Origin of the sequence: Streptomyces sp. NPDC058632, from assembly GCF_042717095.1 — a bacterium.
Classification (GTDB): domain Bacteria; phylum Actinomycetota; class Actinomycetes; order Streptomycetales; family Streptomycetaceae; genus Streptomyces.
This window is the reverse complement of record NZ_JBHXQZ010000036.1, coordinates 1-15,639: the sequence shown is the minus strand read 5'-3', so window position 1 is coordinate 15,639 and position 15,639 is coordinate 1. Positions and strand designations below refer to the sequence as shown.

Here is a 15,639-nt window from a genome sequence, read left to right as displayed (position 1 = left end):
CCGCGACGGTGTGCAGCATGACCACGACCTCGCCCCAGGGGCGCACCGAACTGCTGAGGCCGGACGGGAGCCCCGTCCGCGTGCTGGTGGTGGACGACGAGCAGTCGATCACCGAACTCCTGTCCATGGCCCTGCGCTACGAAGGCTGGCAGATCCGCAGCGAAGGGGACGGCCAGGGCGCCGTCCGGGCCGCGCGCGAGTTCCGGCCCGATGCCGTCGTCCTGGACATGATGCTGCCGGACATGGACGGGCTGTCCGTGCTCGGGCGGCTGCGCCGCGAGCACCAGGACGTGCCCGTCCTGTTCCTCACCGCCAAGGACGCGGTCGAGGACCGTATCGCGGGCCTGACCGCCGGCGGCGACGACTACGTGACCAAGCCGTTCAGCCTGGAGGAGGTCGTCGCGCGGCTGCGCGGGCTGATCCGGCGCTCCGGCGCTGCCGACCGCCGGTCCGAGTCCATGCTGGTCGTCGGCGACCTCACGCTGGACGAGGACAGTCACGACGTGACCCGGGCCGGGGCGAGTATCCACCTCACCGCCACCGAATTCGAACTGCTGCGCTATCTGATGCGCAACCCGCGGCGCGTGCTCAGCAAGGCGCAGATTCTCGACCGGGTGTGGTCCTACGACTTCGGCGGACAGGCGAACGTCGTCGAGCTGTACATCTCGTATCTGCGCCGGAAGATCGACGCCGGCCGGGAGCCGATGATCCACACCCGGCGTGGTGCCGGGTACCTGATCAAGCCCGCGGTGTCGTGAGCGGACGGCGACGGCCGCGTCCACGGCGGAGAGCGGGCACACCGCGCACGCTCCGGACCCGGCTCGTCGTCGCGTCCGTGGTGCTGATCGCCGCGGTCTGCGCGGTGATCGGCACGGTGACGACGCTGGCCCTGCGGTCGCATCTGTACGAGCAGCTGGACGGGCAGCTGCGCGAGGTGGCGATGCGTGCCGTCGGCGGGCCCGACGACGGCGGGCCGCGGCCCCAGCACCTGGACGGCCAGGACCCGCTCGAATTCGTCGTGATCGGCCCGCAGGGCATCGGCACGATCGGTGCGACCGTCGAGGACGGCCAGGTGGACGAAGGGGTCGTCAGCCAGCTCAGGAGGGAGAACGGGGCCACGACGCCCGAGGCCGCGCCGCTCACCGACGCCCGGCTCGCCGCCCTCGCGGCCGTCCCGCGCGACGAGAGACCGCACACCGCACTGATTCCCGGGCTGGGCGAGTACCGCGTGCAGTACTCGAGCGGCCGGAACGGTGAGTTCTACGTCGCGCTGCCGACCGAGAACACCGACGACACCATCAGCACCCTCATCCTGGTCGAGGTGAGTGTCACCGGCGCCGGGCTGGTGGCCGCCGGGATCGCGGGGTTCGTCCTCGTCGGCGTCGCGACCAGCCCGTTGCGCAGGGTCGCCGCCACCGCCACCCGTGTCTCCGAACTGCCGCTGCACCGCGGCGAGGTGACCCTCGAGGAGCGGGTGCCGGAGGCCGAGTGCGATCCGCACACCGAGGTCGGCCGGGTCGGCGCCGCCCTGAACCGGATGCTCGACCACGTCCACGGCGCGCTGCACGCCCGGCAGGCGAGCGAGACGCGGGTACGGCAGTTCGTCGCGGACGCCAGCCATGAGCTGCGTACGCCCTTGGCCTCCATCCGGGGCTACGCCGAACTCACCCGGCGGGGGCGGGAGGAGGTCGGCCCCGACACCCGGCACGCGTTGCGGCGGATCGAGTCCGAGGCGGGCCGGATGACCCTGCTCGTCGAGGACCTGCTGCTGCTCGCCCGCCTGGACGCCGGGCGGCCCCTGCAGTTCGAGGAGACCGACCTCGTGCCGCTCGTCGTGGACACCGTCAGCGACGCCCGCGCGGCCGGTCCGGATCATCACTGGCGGCTGGAACTGCCCGACGAACCCGCCACCGCGCACGCCGACGCGGCCCGCCTCCAGCAGGTGCTCGTCAACCTGCTCGGCAACGCCCGCACCCACACGCCGCCGGGCACCACCGTGACCGCGGGGGTGCGGCTCCGCGGCCCCTGGCTGTACGTGGAGGTGGAGGACAACGGGCCCGGCATCCCGCCGGCGCTGCTCCCGCACGTCTTCGAACGGTTCGCGCGCGGAGACGCGGCGCGCACCCGCTCGGCCGGCTCGGCCGGCTCGGCTTCCGTGGCCTCCTCGGCCGGTGGTTCGACCGGTCTGGGGCTGGCCATCGTGCAGGCCGTCGCGACCGCGCACGGCGGTGCCGTGACCGTCCGGAGCGTGCCGGGGCGGACGGTGTTCACGCTCCGGCTGCCCGCCCTCGCACCGCTTCCCCCGCTCGCACCGCAGCCGGCGTCCGCCTCCCACCCGTCCCCGTACCTCTGCGCGCCCGGGTCCCCGGCTCCGTACTCACAGGTGCAGCACAGCCTCAACACACGGGCAGAACAGGGGACTTGAGAAGAGTCGGTGCCATGCGAACCGACTCTTCTTCCGGCCCCGGGCCGGCGTGGGAGCAGCTGCCGTCCCGGGAGCACCTCCCGGTCGCGGGAGCCGCCACGCCGGTTCTGGACGTAGTGATCCCCGTCTACAACGAGGAGAAGGACCTCCAGCCGTGCGTCCGCAGACTGCACGAGCACCTCACCCGCACCTTCCCCTACGCGTTCCGCATCACGATCGCGGACAACGCCTCCACGGACACCACCGCACAGGTGGCGGCGGGGCTGGCGGAGCGGATCGCGGAGGTGAGGTCCTTCCGGCTGGAGCAGAAGGGGCGGGGCCGGGCCCTGCGGACCGTCTGGTCGGCCTCGGACGCCCCCGTCCTCGCCTACATGGACGTGGACCTCTCCACCGACCTGAACGCCCTGCTGCCGCTGGTCGCCCCGCTGATCTCCGGCCACTCGGACCTCGCCATCGGCTCCCGGCTGAGCCGGAGTTCGCGGGTCGTGCGGGGCGCCAAGCGGGAGTTCATCAGCCGCTCGTACAACCTGATCCTGCGGGGTTCGCTCCAGGCCCGCTTCTCCGACGCGCAGTGCGGTTTCAAGGCGATCCGCCGGGACGTCGCCCAGGTGCTGCTCCCGCTGGTGGAGGACAGCGGCTGGTTCTTCGACACCGAACTGCTGGTGCTCGCCGAGCGCGCGGGGCTGCGGATCCACGAGGTGCCGGTCGACTGGGTCGACGACCCCGACTCGACCGTGCACATCGTCCGGACGGCGACCGACGACCTCAAGGGCGTGTGGCGGGTCGGCAGGGCGCTGGCCACCGGCTCACTGCCGCTGGACCGACTGGCCAGGCCCTTCGGCGACGACCCGCGCGACCGCGAGCTGACGGGCGTACCGCAGGGGCTGGCACGGCAGTTGGTCGGCTTCTGCGTCGTCGGCGTCCTGTCCACCCTGTTCTACCTGCTTCTCTACAGCGGCTTCCGGAGCTTCACCGGCTCCCAGACCGCCAACGGGCTCGCCCTGCTGGTCTCGGCGGTCGCCAACACTGCTGCCAACCGCAGGCTCACCTTCGGGGTGCGGGGGCGCGGCGGCGCGGTACGGCACCAGGCGCAGGGGCTGGTCGTCTTCGGTATCGGCCTCGTGCTGACCGCCGGCTCGCTCGCCGCGCTCAACGCCGCGGCCGGCGACCCCGCCCACTCCACCGAACTGGCGGTCCTCATCGCCGCCAACCTCGCCGCGACGGTGCTGCGGTTCCTGCTGTTCCGGTCCTGGGTGTTCCCGGACCGCGACCGCCATGCCTCCCGTCACCACGGTGACACCGCGCCGCAGACCCAGGCCTCCGACGCCTCCGACGCCTTCGACGCCTTCGACGCCTTCGACACCGACCGCTCCTGGCGGGACGCGACCATGCGGCTCCAGCCGGTGCGCCCGCCCGCCGTGCCCCACGCCACCCACGCCTCCCACCCGTCCGGCCCGGCCGGCACCGACCCGAGGAACCCTCGATGACCACGCAGTCCGATCAGACGAGTCCCGGGGCGAGTCCCGGCACGAGCCCCGGGGCGGACCCCGCCACCTGGGGACCGCCCCGGTCGGCCCCTCACCCCGCCCCTGCCCCCGCGGCGGGTGAACCGCGGCAGCCGCTCGCCCGGAGACTGTGGTGCGGCAGGCCCGATGATCCCCGCTGGGTCCGCCCGGCCCTCCTCGGCCTGCTGCTGGTGACCGGACTGCTGTACCTGTACAACCTGAGCGCGTCCGGATATGCCAACTCCTTCTACTCGGCGGCCGTGCAGGCGGGCAGCGAGTCGTGGAAGGCGTTCTTCTTCGGTTCGCTGGACGCGGCGAACGCCATCACCGTGGACAAGCCCCCGGCCTCGCTGTGGCCGATGGAGCTCTCGGTGCGGATCTTCGGCCTGAACTCCTGGGCGATCCTCGTGCCCGAGGTGCTGATGGGCGTCGGCACGGTCGCCGTCGTGTACGCGTCCGTGCGCCGCCGTTTCGGTCCGGCCGCCGGTCTGATCGCGGGCACCGTGCTGGCGTTGACGCCGGTCGCCGCACTGATGTTCCGGTTCAACAATCCCGACGCCATGCTGGCGCTGCTGATGTCCCTCGCCTGCTACCTCGTCGTCCGGGCCCTGGAGGACGGCCGTACGAAGTGGCTGGTGTGGGCCGGTGCCGTGATCGGCTTCGCCTTCCTGGCGAAGACGCTCCAGGCCTTCCTCATCCTCCCGGCCCTCGCGCTCGTCTACGGCGTCTGTGCCCCGGTGAAGCCGGGGAAGCGGATGGTGCAGCTGGCGTGGGCGACCCTCGCGCTGGTCGTCTCCGGCGGCTGGTGGGTGGCGGTCGTCGAGCTGTGGCCCGCGTCCTCCCGCCCGTACATCGGCGGCTCGCAGAACAACAGCTTCCTGGAGCTGACCTTCGGCTACAACGGCCTCGGCCGGCTCAACGGCGAGGAGACGGGCAGTGTCGGCGGTGGCGGCGCCGGTGGGCCCGCTGGTGCCGGTGCCGGTGCCGGTGCCGGTGGCGGTGGCGGGCAGTGGGGTGAGACCGGCTGGGACCGGATGTTCAACTCCTCGATCGGTGGCCAGATCTCCTGGCTGCTGCCCGCCGCGCTGATCCTGCTGGTCGCGGGGCTGGTTCTCACCCGCAGGGCCGGGCGGACCGACCCGGCGCGCGGCTCGTTCCTGGTCTGGGGCGGCGCGCTGCTGATGACGACTGCCGTCTTCAGCTACATGGCCGGCATTTTCCACGAGTACTACACGGTGGCCCTCGCGCCGTACATCGCGGCACTGGTCGGCATGGGCTCGGTCGCCCTGTGGGAGAGGCGCCGTTCGGTTCCTGTCTCCCTCACCCTCGCGGCCGCCGTGACGGCCACCGCCGCCTGGGGGTACGTCCTGCTCCACCGCACGCCCGAGTACCTGCCCTGGCTGAGGTGGCTGGTTCTGGCGGGTGGGCTGGCCGCGGCACTCGGACTGGTCTTCGTGGGCCGTCTCGGCCGCCGCCTGGGGCTCACGGTGGCCGGGGCGGCGCTGGTGGCGGCGCTGGCCGGTCCGACGGCGTACACGCTGAGCACGGTGCAGGAAGGGCACACCGGTTCCATCGTCACGGCGGGTCCGGCCGGCGCGAGCATGGGCGGCCGGGGTGGTCCGGGCGGCGGGGGTGACGGTCCTGGCGGGGGCGGTGGTCTCCCCGGCGGGGACGGTCAGGGCCGGCAGAACCAGCAGGGCCGGACCCCGCCCGGAGGCGGCACCGACGGCACTGGTGGCACCGACGGCAACGGCGGCTTCCCCGGCGGCGGGCCGATGGGCCAGGACGGCCAAGGGGGCCGGAATCAGCAGGGCGGTACCGGCGCCAGCGCCGAGAACGGCATGCCGGGCGGCGGCGGTGGCATGGGCGGGCTGCTCGGCGGCGCGAATGTCGACTCCGAGGCCGGGGAACTGCTGGAGACCGACGCCGAGCACTACACCTGGGCCGCCGCCGCGATCGGCGCCCAGAACGCCGCGAGCTACCAACTCGCCACCGGCGAACCCGTGATGGCGATCGGCGGCTTCAACGGCACCGACCCGTCGCCGACGCTGGCCCAGTTCCAGCAGTACGTGGCGGAAGGGAAGATCCACTACTTCGTCGCCGGTGGTGGCATGGGTGGCGGTGCGGGCGGAGGTACGGGCGAGGGCGACGACTCCGGTGACTCCAGCACCTCTTCGCAGATCACCTCCTGGGTGGAGGAGAACTTCAAGGAGGTGACGGCAGGCTCGGCCACCTTCTACGACCTCACACGGAAGGCCGACGGCTGACGATCACTCAGCGGGCGTCGGCAGGCGCCGGCAAGCGGGCGGAGGGCGGTGGCACCGGAAGCCACCGCCCTTTCGCTACTCCCCTTCGACCAGCCGTGCCGGGAAGCCGCCCGTCGCCACCGGGCCCCACCGCTCCGGGGTGATCCGGATGATCGACTTGCCCTGCTTGACCATGGCCGCCCGGTACTCGTCCCAGTCGGGGTGCTCACCGGCGATGTTCCGGTAGTACTCCACGAGCGGCTCCACCGACTCGGGCGTGTCGACGACCTCGGCGGTGCCGTCGATCTGTACCCAGGGCCCGTTCCAGTCGTCGCTGAGGACGATCAGGCTCACGCGGGTGTCCCTCTTGGCGTTGCGGGTCTTGGCGCGCTCCGGGTAGGTGGAGAGCACGATCCGGCCGGAGTCGTCGACCCCGCAGGTCAGCGGCGACCCCTGCGGGCTTCCGTCGGCCCGCCGGGTCAGCAGGATCGCGCGGTGCCGGGGCCGTACGAAGTCCAGCAGTTCGTCGAGGGAGACGCGGGTGTTCGTCGCGATGTTCGGTGCCATGGCGCCAGCCTAGGGCCGACGGGCTCCCCTCACCCGTGGCGAAGAAGAACGGCCCGCGGCGGGGCGCGCCTCCGCCGGGAGCGCGCCGGCCGCCACGGGCCGGGGTCGTAGGGACCGGACGGTCCCGGATTACTTGTCGGAGCCGGAGCCGGAGCCGGAGCCGGAGCCGGAGCCGGAGCCGGACCGGCTCGGGACGTTCGCGGCGTCGGCGTCGGCGTCGGCGTCGGTCTCTGCCGCCCCGCCAGTGGTCCCGCCCGTCGCACCGGCAGCCACCGGGACCGGCGCGGCGGAGAGCGACTCGGCGGCCTGGGCCAGCGCGCCCGAGGTCCGCAGCGGGACCTCCTTGATGAACAACGTCACCAGGAAGGCGAGGAAGGCGACCGGGGCGACGTACAGGAAGATGTCGGCGATGCCGTGCCCGTAGGCGCTCTCCAGCCAGGTGCGGATGCCGTCGGGCAGCAGGTCCATGTCCGGCAGTTCACCGGAACCGGCCGACCGGGCGGCGGCGGCCTGCTCCTGCGGGCTCAGCGAGCCGATGGTGTCCTGGGCGTAGTGGTTGATCCGGGTGGACATGACCGAGCCGAGCACCGAGACGCCCACCGCGCCGCCGAGCGACCGGAAGAAGGTGACGACGGAGCTGGCGGCTCCGAGGTCGCTCGGTTCGACCTGGTTCTGCGTGCACAGCACCAGGTTCTGCATCATCATGCCGATGCCGAGGCCCATGATCGCCATGAAGACGCCGATGTGCCAGTACGGGGTGTCGTGACGTATGGAGCTCAGCAGCCCCAGAGCGGCGGTCAGCAGCGCGCCGCCGACGACGAGCCAGGCCTTCCACCTGCCGGTCCGGGTGATCACCAGACCGGAGACGGTCGAGGAGACGAACAGGCCGCCGATCATCGGGATGGTCAGAACACCCGACATGGTCGGGGACTCGTTCCGGGCCAGCTGGAAGAACTGGCTGAAGTAGATGGTTCCGGCGAACATCGCGATACCGACGAACAGCGAGGCGACCGAGGCCAGCGTGATGGTGCGGTTGCGGAACAGCCGCAGCGGGATGATCGGCTCGGCGGCCTTCGTCTCGACGAACAGGAAGACCAGGGTGAGCAGCAGCGCGCCGCCGACCATCGTGTACGTCTGCCAGGACACCCAGGCGAACTTGTCGTCGGCGAAGGTGACCCAGATGAGCAGCAGGCTGACGGCCGCGGTGACGAAGAAGGCGCCGACCCAGTCGACCTTCGCCCTGCGCCTGGTCTCCGGCAGCTTCAGGGTCTTCTGCAGCACGACCAGGGCGATCAGCGCGAACGGCACACCGACGTACAGGCACCAGCGCCAGCCGAGCCACGAGGTGTCGGTGATCACGCCGCCGATCAGCGGGCCGCCCACGGTCGCGACGGCGAAGGTCGAGCCCAGGTAGCCGGAGTAGCGGCCGCGCTCCCTGGGGGAGATCATCGCGGCCATGATGATCTGGGCCAGCGCGGTCAGACCGCCGGCGCCGAGACCCTGGATGACCCGGGCCGTGATCAGCATGCCGGGGTTCTGTGCCGTGCCGGCGACCACGGAGCCCACGATGAAGATGACCAGGGCCGTCTGGACCAGCGTCTTCTTGCTGATCAGGTCGGCCAGCTTGCCCCACAGGGGGGTGGACGCCGTCATCGACAGCAGCGCCGCCGTCACGACCCAGGTGTAGGCGCTCTGGCCGCCGCCGAGGTCGGTGATGATCTCGGGCAGGGCGTTGGAGACGATGGTGGAGGACAGGATCGCCGCGAACATGCCGAGCAGCAGGCCCGACAGTGCCTCCAGGATCTGCCGGTGGGACATCGAAGCGCCGCTTCCGGAGGAGTCTCCCCCGTGCCCGGCCTGAGCCCGCACACCGGTCGGTGTGGTCGTTGCCATGGACTTCCTTCTCTTACGCGTTTACGGGTGTACGGGTGTTCGGGTGGTCTCGGTGTCCTGCGGGACGCGGGGCGCCGGTGCCGCGGAGGCTGTGGAAGCCTCGGGCGGCGCGAGGTCCGAAGGGCCTGCGGGGCCCGGGGCGGAGGCGGGAGCCGCGGGTGGTGCGGTGTCCGGCGGTGGTGTCGCGCGGGGCGTGGGCCGGCAGTCGCCGAAGCTGTCCCGGAGCCGGGACATGAGCCGGGCGAGCAGGCCGATCTCGTCGTCGGACCAGTCGTCCAGGCGCTCGGCGAGCAGATGGGTGGCCTGTCGGAACAACGCGTCGAGCTGGACTTGGCCCGCGGGGGTCAGGCGCAGGATGCGGGAGCGCTTGTCGGTCGGGTCGGGGGAGCGCTCGATCCAGCCGCGCTCGGCCACATGGGTGACATGACGGCTGGTGACCGACAGATCGACGGCGAGCAGCTCGGCGAGCCTGCTCATACGCATGTCGCCGTGGCGGCCGATGGCCGCCAGCACGGCGGCGGAGCCGCTGTGGAAGTCGGCCGGCATGCTCCGGCGCAGCTCCCGCTTCACCGCGCCGAAGGCACTGAGCTGCCGTACCAGCTCCTCGTACTGCGCCTGCTCGGCCATGACACCTCCCATTTGTTGCTTAGGGCAACGGTAGAAGTGGATGGTTGCTGAAGGCAAATAAAAACGAGGTTCAAGCGCCCAAAACTTGGCAAAGGCAAGCATGGCGAATCGTAAATGCGCAGGTGGGGCGGATCATCGGTCATTCCGCACCACCGACCGGACGCTCCGACCCCGCCCCGGGCCGCACGCAGCCCGTACCGTCGAACGACGCTCGCCTCCGCGACCGCACCCCGCGACCGCACCCCGCGACCGCACCCCGCAACCGCCCCGTGCGGGCGCCCGTGCGGGCGCCTGGGAGGCGCCCCCGCTTGGGACTTGTGCGCGCGGTTCGCTAGTGTCTCGGGCCATGGCTAACTCCCAGGCCCCGCAGGGCAACCACGACCCCGCCGGCAGCACCCAGATGTTCCGCGCGTTCGTCGACGACGCCCCTCAGGGGCAGCAGGCCGCCGCGACGAGCGGTGGCGGTCCGCGTATCGGTCTGATCATCGGTGTCGTCGTCGCCGTGGCGATCGTCGCGGCCGTGGCCTGGCTGGCGCTGGGCTGACCCGGCAGCAGGACGCGCGGAGGCCGCCGTTGCGCCCGTGAGGGGCGCCCCGGCGGCCGCAGGTCCGCGTCCGTGCCGGTAGCCGATGAACCGATGGCGAGAGCCAGTGGCCGTCGGCGGCCGGTGTGTCTCGGTCCGACCGTTGTCTCGGTCCGACCGTTGTCTCGGTCCGACCGGTGTCTCAGTCCGCGATGAGGCCCTCGCGCAGCTGGGCCAGGGTCCGGGTGAGCAGCCGGGAGACGTGCATCTGGGAGATGCCGACCTCCTCGCCGATCTGTGACTGCGTCATGTTGGCGAAGAAGCGCAGCATGATGATCCGCCGCTCCCGGGGCGGCAGCTTGGCCAGCAGGGGCTTGAGCGACTCCCGGTACTCCACACCCTCCAGCGCCGTGTCCTCGTAGCCGAGGCGGTCCGCGAGCGAGCCCTCGCCGCCGTCGTCCTCGGGCGCCGGGGAGTCCAGCGAGGACGCCGTGTACGCGTTGCCGACCGCGAGTCCGTCGACGACGTCCTCCTCGGACACGCCCAGCAGCGCGGCGAGTTCGGGGACCGTCGGGGAGCGGTCGAGCTTCTGGGAGAGCTCGTCGCCGGCCTTCGTCAGCGCCAGGCGCAGCTCCTGCAGCCGGCGCGGCACCCGCACCGACCACGACGTGTCGCGGAAGAAGCGCTTGATCTCGCCGACCACCGTCGGCATCGCGAACGTCGGGAACTCCACGCCCCGTTCGCAGTCGAAGCGGTCGATCGCCTTGATCAGCCCGATGGTGCCGACCTGGACGATGTCCTCCATCGGCTCGTTGCGCGAGCGGAAACGGGCTGCCGCGTACCGCACCAGTGGGAGGTTGAGCTCGATCAGGGTGTCCCGGACGTAGCCGCGCTCCGGACTGTTCTCGTCGAGTGCGGCGAGCCGCAGGAACAGGGAGCGGGACAGAGTGCGGGTGTCGAACGCCGCCGTGTCCGGAAGGGTTGCCTCCGGAAGGTCTGGAGCGGGCGCGGCCGCGAGGGCCTGAGCGTCGTCGATGGGGCCGAGTACGTCGAGAGCATTGGGAGCTGTCTCGCTCTCCGCGAGCGTGAGCACCTTCGAGCTGCCCTGGTCTGCGGACATGCCACCCCCTTTGGGTCGCGGGACGGTCGCGGCGAACGTTCCCGTCCGAGGAACGCAGCCTTCACCTGAATACCGGAGCCGGGGCTTCGGCAAACGCGCTTCCGGCAGAATGTCACATGTCGGCAACGCGCTGTAGTGACATGTCGACATCGATCCTGCGAATCAGCCCTGGAAACAGAGGATCTGGCGGTATTTCAGACCGGAAGCACAGGTAAAGGCACTGGTGAGCGATTCGCTCTCAGGGGTTACGCATCGATCCTGTTTGCGGACCGCAGTCGCTGGAAGCTGCGTGCGAGCAGCCGGGACACGTGCATCTGGGAGACGCCCAGTTCGGCGCTGATCTGCGACTGGGTGAGGTTGCTGTAGTACCGCAGCAGCAGGATCCGCTGTTCCCGCTCGGGGAGCTGGACGAGCAGGTGCCGGACGAGGTCGCGGTGCTCGACGCCGTCCAGTGCCGGGTCCTCGTAGCCGAGCCGGTCGAGGATCCCGGGGAGCCCGTCGCCCTCCTGCGCGGCCTCGAGGGAGGTGGCGTGGTACGACCGCCCGGCCTCGATGCAGGAGAGCACCTCCTCCTCGGTGATGCGCAGCCGTTCGGCGATCTCGGCGGTCGTCGGGGAGCGCCCGAAGGCGGTCGTGAGGTCCTCGGTCGCGCTGTTGACCTGCACCCACAGCTCGTGCAGCCGGCGCGGTACGTGGACGGTGCGGACGTTGTCACGGAAGTACCGCTTGATCTCGCCGACCACCGTCGGCATCGCGAACGTCGGGAACTGCACGCCCCGCTCCGGGTCGAAGCGGTCGATGGCGTTGATGAGCCCGATGGTGCCGACCTGGACCACGTCCTCCATCGGCTCGTTGCGGGAGCGGAAACGGGCGGCCGCGTAGCGCACGAGCGGCAGGTTGGCCTCGATGAGCGCGGCGCGTACGCGGGTGTGCTCCGGCGTGCCCGGCCGAAGGTTCTTGAGCTGGCCGAAGAGCACCTGGGTCAGCGCCCGGGTGTCCGCCCCGCGGCGCTTGGCGGGGGACGGGGCGGCGGCGGACGGTGGAGTGTCGGGAGGAGGGGTGGGGGAGACGGGAGGGGTGGGGGGGACAGGAGGGATGGGAGGGGCGGCGGGCGTGGCCGGGGTGTCCGGGGACTGAGCCGGAGCCGGAGTCAGGGCGGACACCTGGTCCTGGGGCGGCGCAGTACTGGCCGACACGGTCAACGCCACCTCTTCATCGGTCGACTCATCCGTCAAAAGCGGTCATAGCATCACAAGACATGCTCACTGTGTGCAAGCACCGCATATTCCGTGTTGAGGGCGAGCAGTGCCGAGAATGCGGGAAAGCCCCCCGTCATCGCGACGGAGGGCTGCTGGGGCGAGGACTCAGAACTCGTAGTCGGCGATCACCCACGTGGCGAACTCGCGCCACAGGCCGACGCCCGCCTGATGCTCCGGGTGCTCCACGTACCGGCGCAGCGCGTCGGCGTCGTCGAACGCCGAGTTGATGGCGAAGTCGTAGGCGATGGGCCGGTCGCTGATGTTCCAGGCGCACTCCCAGAAGCGGATCTCCGGGATCCTGCCCTCGAGCGAACGGAACGCCTCCACGCCCGCGACGACGCGCGGGTCGTCGCGCTCCACGCCCTCGTTCAGCCTGAAGAGGACCAGGTGGCGGATCATCAGTCTCCTCCGTTGGCGAGCCATGTCATGAAGTCCCCGACGGCGGTCGCGGCGTCGGATATGCCCTCGAACGCTATCTGGACGTAGTCCGCCGCCCTGGCGGGATCCGTGATGATCACATACAGCGCGAAGACCACGAGGACGTAGACGGCGACCCTCTTCGCGTTCACCGCCATCGCGGCCCTCCCCTGTCACTGTTGTGCACCGGTGTCACTGTCGCCACCGGCGTCACCCCCGCGTGCCGAGCGGGGCCCATGATCGCACGAAGGGCCCCGCCTGACGACGGGGCCCTTCACCAGCGGTAGCGGAGGGATTTGAACCCTCGGTGACTTGCGCCACACTCGCTTTCGAGGCGAGCTCCTTCGGCCGCTCGGACACGCTACCGAGAGAGACCTTACAGCACACGGCGCGATGCTTTGAAATCGGTATTCGGGGTGCGGCGGCCCCGCCGTCAGCGGTCCCGGAAGAACGCCGTGAGCAGGTGCGCGCACTCCTCTGCGAGCACTCCTTCGACGACTTCGGGCCGGTGGTTGAGCCGCCGGTCGCGGACGACGTCCCAGAGGGAGCCGGCCGCGCCCGCCTTCTCGTCCCGGGCGCCGTAGACGATCCGGTCGACCCGGGACTGCTGGAGGGCGCCCGCGCACATCGTGCAGGGCTCCAGCGTCACCACGAGGGTGCAGCCGGTCAGCCGCCACTGTCCGAGCGTCGCCGCGGCCCGCCGCAGGGCGAGCAGTTCCGCGTGCGCGGTGGGGTCGCGGCCGGCCTCGCGCTCGTTGTGCCCGGAGGCCAGCACGGTGCTGCCGTCCGGCGCCAGGACGACGGCGCCGACGGGGACGTCCCCGCCCCGGACGGCCCGCTCGGCCTCGGCCAGGGCGAGCCGCATCGCGGTCCGCCAGGGGTCGCGCACCGGGTCGGGTGGGGTGGGCCCGGTCAGCGGACGGTCTCCAGGACCTCCGCGGCGCCCAGGACCTCGGCGATCTCGCCCAGTGCGTCCCCGGACAGCGAGCGCAGGTCCATCTCGCTCACGCCCAGGTCGTCCAGGACCATGGCGTCGCCGACCGGCCCGTGCGGCACGGAATCGGCGGAACCGGTGTCCGCCGCACCGTCCCCGCCCGCGCGGTCGTCGTCCGGTTCGCCGTCCTCCGTGCCGTCGAGGTCGAGGGCGTCCAGGTCGGGGCCGTCGTTCCCCGGTTCCCGGCCGAGCAGCTCGTCGGTGAGCAGGATCTCGCCGTAGCTGCTGCGGGCGGCGGCCGCGGCGTCGGACACGTAGATACGAGGGTCGTCCTCGCCGTCCACGCGGACGACGCCGAACCAGCCGCCCTCCTGCTCGATCAGCACGAGCACCGTGTCCTCGTCGGGGGCGGCTTCCCGGGCCAGGTCGGCCAGATCCGACAGGGTCTCCACATCGTCGAGCTCCGTGTCGCTCGCTTCCCACCCGTCTTCGGTGCGCGCGAGCAGTGCGGCGAAGTACACCGTGACTCTCCCACTGGTCTTAGGTGTGCCGGTTGGGAATCCCCCCGGCGGAGGTGTGTGGACGAGGAGTGCTCTACGAGCCCCGCCCACTCGGAATCGTGGCAGAAACAAGGCCGACAGGGGACGTCTTCGACTCCCTGTGTCCGGCAGTTTTGACCCCGCGCCGCCGAGTATTCCCCCGGAGCCTGCCCGGGACCCGTCGGCGCGCTCGCCGCCGCCACAGCGGATCGTACGCGGCTCGGACTGCCGTCCTCGTACGGCCACTCGGCAAACACCCGCATGAGCCGCGATCTTCCCGCAGCCGGGCCTGTTTCCGCCGGGTCCGCGGTGCCTCGCTCACCGGGGGCGCCCCGTCCCGGGACGCCATGGGAGTCCTACCAGCGGAAGGTCCGCATGCGCATCGCGTGCCGCAGCCGGGCCGCCTTGGCGCGGCGTGGCTGGACCCGGTCGCGCAGTTCTCTGGCCTCGGCGAGTTCGCGCAGAAACCGGGCGCGCCGCCGCCGCCGTTCGGCGTCCGTCTCGTCAGCCCCGGGCGGCCCGGTCATGCCGGGCACCCCGGAGACGCCGGACACCTCCGATGCGCGGGCCGCGCGGCCCGAGCGGCCCGCGCGGCTCGTGCCGGCCTCTCCGGGCGCGCCGCGCAGGCCGCCGGGTGTCTCCCGCACCGACGGCTCATCTCGGGAATTCCGCTCAGACATTGCTTCATCACCCCAGTCCGTCCCTGCCACCTTCCCCCGGACGAGCGTTTTGACGCCACCGAAGGAGTAGCGGCGGGCCGTGGGGCTTGCCGTGTGCGGGGGAGCCGAGCCCGGCCCCGCCCGGTTAATGTGGGGGCATGCGTCTCCACGTCGTCGACCACCCCCTGGTCGCACACAAGCTCACCACGCTGCGCGACCGGCGCACCGACTCCGCGACCTTCCGCCGTCTCGCCGACGAGCTGGTCACCCTCCTCGCCTACGAGGCCACGCGCGACGTGCGCACCGAGCAGGTCGACATCCACACGCCGGTGGAGCGGACCACGGGCGTCAAGCTCTCCCACCCGCGCCCGCTGGTGGTGCCGATCCTGCGGGCCGGTCTCGGCATGCTGGACGGCATGGTCCGGCTGCTGCCGACCGCCGAGGTGGGCTTCCTCGGCATGATCCGCAACGAGGAGACGCTGCAGGCCTCGACGTACGCCACCCGGATGCCGGAGGACCTCTCCGGGCGTCAGGTGTACGTGCTGGACCCGATGCTCGCCACCGGCGGCACGCTGGTCGCCGCGATCCAGGAGCTGATCAAGCGGGGCGCGGACGATGTGACCGCCGTGGTGCTGCTGGCCGCGCCGGAGGGCGTCGAGGTCATGGAGCGCGAGCTGGCCGGCACTCCGGTGACCGTCGTGACGGCGTCGGTCGACGAGCGCCTCAACGAGCACGGCTACATCGTGCCGGGCCTCGGCGACGCGGGGGACCGGATGTACGGGGCGGTCGAGTAGCCGAGCAGGCCCGCCCGTCGCCGGTACGCAGCCGGTACGGAGCCGTACACAGGCGATACGCAGCCCGTACGAAGCGGGGGGGCCCCGGGGGGGGGGGGGGGGCGGCGGGGGGGGCCGGGGGGGTTGTGGTG

Annotated in this window: 15 protein-coding genes, 1 tRNA gene and 1 pseudogene; 6 read left to right on the top strand and 11 right to left on the bottom strand. The window is 71.7% G+C overall.

Annotated features, from left to right (window positions below):
* Positions 1 to 17: 17 nt before the first annotated feature.
* From ACFWVE_RS16005 to ACFWVE_RS15990, 4 genes are read left to right on the top strand one after another with little or no spacing between them, the layout of a single operon-like run.
* Positions 18 to 758 (top strand): response regulator transcription factor, encoded by a 741-nt coding sequence (locus ACFWVE_RS16005; protein WP_384013767.1) that lies wholly within the window; start codon positions 18 to 20, stop codon positions 756 to 758.
* Positions 755 to 2,425, top strand: coding sequence for an ATP-binding protein (locus ACFWVE_RS16000; protein ID WP_384013764.1), 1,671 nt, complete (start codon positions 755 to 757; stop codon positions 2,423 to 2,425). The genes ACFWVE_RS16005 and ACFWVE_RS16000 overlap by 4 nt, the downstream gene beginning before the upstream one ends.
* A 14-nt stretch (positions 2,426 to 2,439) precedes the next feature.
* Positions 2,440 to 3,912 (top strand): glycosyltransferase, encoded by a 1,473-nt coding sequence (locus ACFWVE_RS15995; RefSeq protein WP_384013761.1) that lies wholly within the window; start codon positions 2,440 to 2,442, stop codon positions 3,910 to 3,912.
* The gene (locus ACFWVE_RS15990) at positions 3,909 to 6,197 is read left to right on the top strand and encodes an ArnT family glycosyltransferase (RefSeq protein WP_384013758.1); all 2,289 of its coding nucleotides are present in this window, start codon (positions 3,909 to 3,911) and stop codon (positions 6,195 to 6,197) included. The genes ACFWVE_RS15995 and ACFWVE_RS15990 overlap by 4 nt, the downstream gene beginning before the upstream one ends.
* Positions 6,198 to 6,272: 75 nt before the next feature.
* Here the strand turns inward: ACFWVE_RS15990 and ACFWVE_RS15985 are convergent, their stop codons facing one another.
* From ACFWVE_RS15985 to ACFWVE_RS15975, 3 genes and pseudogenes are all read right to left on the bottom strand, one after another.
* Positions 6,273 to 6,743 carry a PPOX class F420-dependent oxidoreductase gene (locus tag ACFWVE_RS15985; protein ID WP_326753792.1) on the bottom strand — a complete coding sequence of 157 codons (471 nt, stop codon included), beginning with the start codon at positions 6,741 to 6,743 and terminating at the stop codon, positions 6,273 to 6,275.
* Positions 6,744 to 6,872: 129 nt separating this feature from the next.
* Positions 6,873 to 8,636: an MDR family MFS transporter gene (locus ACFWVE_RS15980; protein WP_384013755.1), complete on the bottom strand. Its 1,764-nt coding sequence runs from the start codon at positions 8,634 to 8,636 to the stop codon at positions 6,873 to 6,875.
* Positions 8,637 to 8,777: 141 nt separating this feature from the next.
* Positions 8,778 to 9,263, bottom strand: a pseudogene (locus ACFWVE_RS15975) (MarR family winged helix-turn-helix transcriptional regulator); the annotation flags it as partial.
* Between the two features lie 346 nt (positions 9,264 to 9,609).
* On the opposite strand from ACFWVE_RS15975, the gene ACFWVE_RS15970 reads away from it, so the two are divergent.
* Entirely contained in the window at positions 9,610 to 9,807 is a 198-nt protein-coding gene (locus tag ACFWVE_RS15970; protein WP_384013753.1) for a hypothetical protein, read from the top strand.
* A 181-nt stretch (positions 9,808 to 9,988) separates the two neighbouring features.
* Here ACFWVE_RS15970 and ACFWVE_RS15965 read toward each other — a convergent pair whose 3' ends face one another.
* The 8 genes from ACFWVE_RS15965 to ACFWVE_RS15930 all read right to left on the bottom strand — a co-directional run bounded on the left by ACFWVE_RS15965 (position 9,989) and on the right by ACFWVE_RS15930 (position 14,702).
* Positions 9,989 to 10,906, bottom strand: coding sequence for an RNA polymerase sigma factor SigF (locus ACFWVE_RS15965; protein ID WP_384013750.1), 918 nt, complete (start codon positions 10,904 to 10,906; stop codon positions 9,989 to 9,991).
* Between the two features lie 245 nt (positions 10,907 to 11,151).
* The gene (locus ACFWVE_RS15960; protein ID WP_384013747.1) at positions 11,152 to 12,102 is read right to left on the bottom strand and encodes an RNA polymerase sigma factor SigF; all 951 of its coding nucleotides are present in this window, start codon (positions 12,100 to 12,102) and stop codon (positions 11,152 to 11,154) included.
* A 168-nt stretch (positions 12,103 to 12,270) separates the two neighbouring features.
* Positions 12,271 to 12,564: a Dabb family protein gene (locus ACFWVE_RS15955; protein ID WP_384013744.1), complete on the bottom strand. Its 294-nt coding sequence runs from the start codon at positions 12,562 to 12,564 to the stop codon at positions 12,271 to 12,273.
* Positions 12,564 to 12,734, bottom strand: a complete 171-nt coding sequence (locus tag ACFWVE_RS15950) for a hypothetical protein (protein WP_384013901.1) — start codon at positions 12,732 to 12,734, stop codon at positions 12,564 to 12,566. The genes ACFWVE_RS15955 and ACFWVE_RS15950 overlap by 1 nt, the downstream gene beginning before the upstream one ends.
* A gap of 129 nt (positions 12,735 to 12,863) precedes the next feature.
* Positions 12,864 to 12,948: transfer RNA gene (locus ACFWVE_RS15945), tRNA-Ser, on the bottom strand.
* Between the two features lie 67 nt (positions 12,949 to 13,015).
* Complete coding sequence (gene tadA / locus ACFWVE_RS15940; RefSeq protein WP_384013883.1) at positions 13,016 to 13,447, bottom strand: tRNA adenosine(34) deaminase TadA; 432 nt, start codon at positions 13,445 to 13,447, stop codon at positions 13,016 to 13,018.
* Positions 13,448 to 13,494: 47 nt separating this feature from the next.
* The gene (locus ACFWVE_RS15935; RefSeq protein ID WP_384013741.1) at positions 13,495 to 14,037 is read right to left on the bottom strand and encodes a hypothetical protein; all 543 of its coding nucleotides are present in this window, start codon (positions 14,035 to 14,037) and stop codon (positions 13,495 to 13,497) included.
* Between the two features lie 374 nt (positions 14,038 to 14,411).
* On the bottom strand, positions 14,412 to 14,702 hold the full coding sequence (locus ACFWVE_RS15930; RefSeq protein WP_384013898.1) for a hypothetical protein: 291 nt from the start codon (positions 14,700 to 14,702) through the stop codon (positions 14,412 to 14,414).
* Positions 14,703 to 14,872: 170 nt separating this feature from the next.
* On the opposite strand from ACFWVE_RS15930, the gene upp reads away from it, so the two are divergent.
* Complete coding sequence (upp, locus tag ACFWVE_RS15925; protein ID WP_384013738.1) at positions 14,873 to 15,508, top strand: uracil phosphoribosyltransferase; 636 nt, start codon at positions 14,873 to 14,875, stop codon at positions 15,506 to 15,508.
* The last annotated feature ends 131 nt before the right edge of the window (positions 15,509 to 15,639 follow it).

Excerpts from the sequence above, each read along its gene's own strand:
- ACFWVE_RS16005 (WP_384013767.1), top strand. The coding sequence starts at position 18 with ATGACCACGACCTCGCCCCAGGGGCGCACCGAACTGCTGAGGCCGGAC.
- ACFWVE_RS15995 (WP_384013761.1), top strand. The coding sequence starts at position 2,440 with ATGCGAACCGACTCTTCTTCCGGCCCCGGGCCGGCGTGGGAGCAGCTG.
- ACFWVE_RS15990 (WP_384013758.1), top strand. The coding sequence starts at position 3,909 with ATGACCACGCAGTCCGATCAGACGAGTCCCGGGGCGAGTCCCGGCACG.
- ACFWVE_RS15985 (WP_326753792.1), bottom strand. The coding sequence starts at position 6,743 with ATGGCACCGAACATCGCGACGAACACCCGCGTCTCCCTCGACGAACTG.
- ACFWVE_RS15980 (WP_384013755.1), bottom strand. The coding sequence starts at position 8,636 with ATGGCAACGACCACACCGACCGGTGTGCGGGCTCAGGCCGGGCACGGG.
- ACFWVE_RS15970 (WP_384013753.1), top strand. The coding sequence starts at position 9,610 with ATGGCTAACTCCCAGGCCCCGCAGGGCAACCACGACCCCGCCGGCAGC.
- ACFWVE_RS15965 (WP_384013750.1), bottom strand. The coding sequence starts at position 10,906 with ATGTCCGCAGACCAGGGCAGCTCGAAGGTGCTCACGCTCGCGGAGAGC.
- ACFWVE_RS15955 (WP_384013744.1), bottom strand. The coding sequence starts at position 12,564 with ATGATCCGCCACCTGGTCCTCTTCAGGCTGAACGAGGGCGTGGAGCGC.
- tadA (WP_384013883.1), bottom strand. The coding sequence starts at position 13,447 with ATGCGGCTCGCCCTGGCCGAGGCCGAGCGGGCCGTCCGGGGCGGGGAC.
- upp (WP_384013738.1), top strand. The coding sequence starts at position 14,873 with ATGCGTCTCCACGTCGTCGACCACCCCCTGGTCGCACACAAGCTCACC.